This is a genomic window from Zooshikella ganghwensis DSM 15267 (assembly GCF_000428585.1).
Lineage (GTDB): Bacteria > Pseudomonadota > Gammaproteobacteria > Pseudomonadales > Zooshikellaceae > Zooshikella > Zooshikella ganghwensis.
Genome location: NZ_AUAF01000351.1, coordinates 1 through 1,625, shown reverse-complemented (window position 1 = coordinate 1,625; position 1,625 = coordinate 1). Strand labels below are relative to the sequence as shown.

2 protein-coding genes are annotated in these 1,625 nt (G+C 38.6%); both read left to right on the top strand.

The window, feature by feature from the left end; genetic code table 11:
• Positions 1 to 657 precede the first annotated feature (657 nt).
• Complete coding sequence (locus F607_RS0126845; protein WP_027710445.1) at positions 658 to 945, top strand: sll1863 family stress response protein; 288 nt, start codon at positions 658 to 660, stop codon at positions 943 to 945.
• Between the two features lie 23 nt (positions 946 to 968).
• Entirely contained in the window at positions 969 to 1,439 is a 471-nt protein-coding gene (locus tag F607_RS0126840) for a sll1863 family stress response protein (protein WP_027710444.1), read from the top strand.
• Positions 1,440 to 1,625: the final 186 nt, after the last annotated feature.

Here is a 1,625-nt window from a genome sequence, read left to right as displayed (position 1 = left end):
GAATAAAAAATAAGAGACTCTCTGCTGGTTGGGATCATGAATATTTAATGAAGCTAATTTGTTCGGTGTAAATTTATATGCGATTGCCCTGGGCCAAGGATGGCCTTTTGGCACGGGTGGAATAAATAAGCTGTCTTGCTGTCAATACACTAAACGTACTTATCATTAGCAAGCTTTGTTTACTGTGTAACAGTTAGTATTTATTAATGAGTTCAAAAAGAGTCTTATATATAACTATTTTACCCAGTTAATTTTTTATGTGGTGGTATTGGTCAGGCTGAGTTGCACTGGACAACATAAGTAATATTCAACCCGCCGTGAATCCGTCCCTGGAGGCTCATTTGCAGCATCCATGCTGCAAATGGTTTCATATTATTTATCTTGCCAGTGCTTATTGGCTGGACATTAATAGGGTATAGAATTATTTTGTTTTGAGTAAAATGCTTATTATTGACGTTATAAAAACGAATGTTAGCGTGTAATATGATGTAAAAAGCTTTTTGGAATCGATTAATTATTCTCAGTTAAGGAATTACTAGATATCCGAATGGTCAAATGTTTTGTCACAATAAAGTAATCATTGCTAAAGAGTATATGTAACGAAGGTGTTGTACAGTGAAGGCTATGTTGTGACTGAATGGTTATGGGAATCTTATCATGAGTATGAAAGAAACATACGAAAAGAAATTGCAAGAACAACTTGACCACTGGAATGAAGAGATTGACAGGCTCAAATCTAAAGCAGAGCATGTTAAAGAAGATACACGCCATGAGTACCACGAGCAGCTTGAGAATATTCGTAAGAAGCGCCAAGAAGCGCATGCTAAGCTTCAAGAGCTAAAAGCTGCCAGTGATGATGCCTGGGAGGATGTAAAAACCGGTGTCGAGTTAGCTTGGGAATCATTGAGTGAAGCATTGAAATCTGCGGCTTCACGTTTTAAGTAATATAGAAATTGAGGTTTTTAGCCATGGCTGTTTTGAAGTCGGTTTGTGCAGCGTTCATGCTGTCATCGGTGGTATTGTCAAGTATGGTTTGTATGGCTCAAGAAGCTGAAAATACAACCTCTATTGAAGAGGTAAAGCAAGAATCTCAAGAAGCGCTTCGTGCTGTAAAAAATTATTCAGTGGAAAAGCGGGATCAGGCAATGGCAAAAGTCTCTTCGGCCCTGGATAAAGTTGATATGCGCATTCATGAGATGCAAGAAGATATCGATAAAAACTGGGATCAAATGAGTGAAGCCACTCGGGCTAAAACCCGCTCTGCACTTAATGAGCTTCATAAACAGCGCAATGAGCTAGCGGAGTGGTACGGTGGGATGAAAAACAGTACTGCTGATGCCTGGGATGAAATGAAGCAAGGTTTTTCGAATGCGTTTTCATCCTTTCAGCAGGCTTGGGACAATGCTAAAAGTGAGTTTAAAGGTACTGAGAAAGAATAAGCCTTTTGTTGTATATAAGCCAAACGAAGGGTACCGCGCTAATAATGAGTTAGGGGTTTGTTGTTTAACCCCTAACTCATAATGTTATTATTAAAAAGGCTCTATATGGATTCCTAGGGGGTTATATCAATAGCTCTATTAGATCATTAAGTAAGCTTTTTCCTCGGCACTTTATATTGTACACAA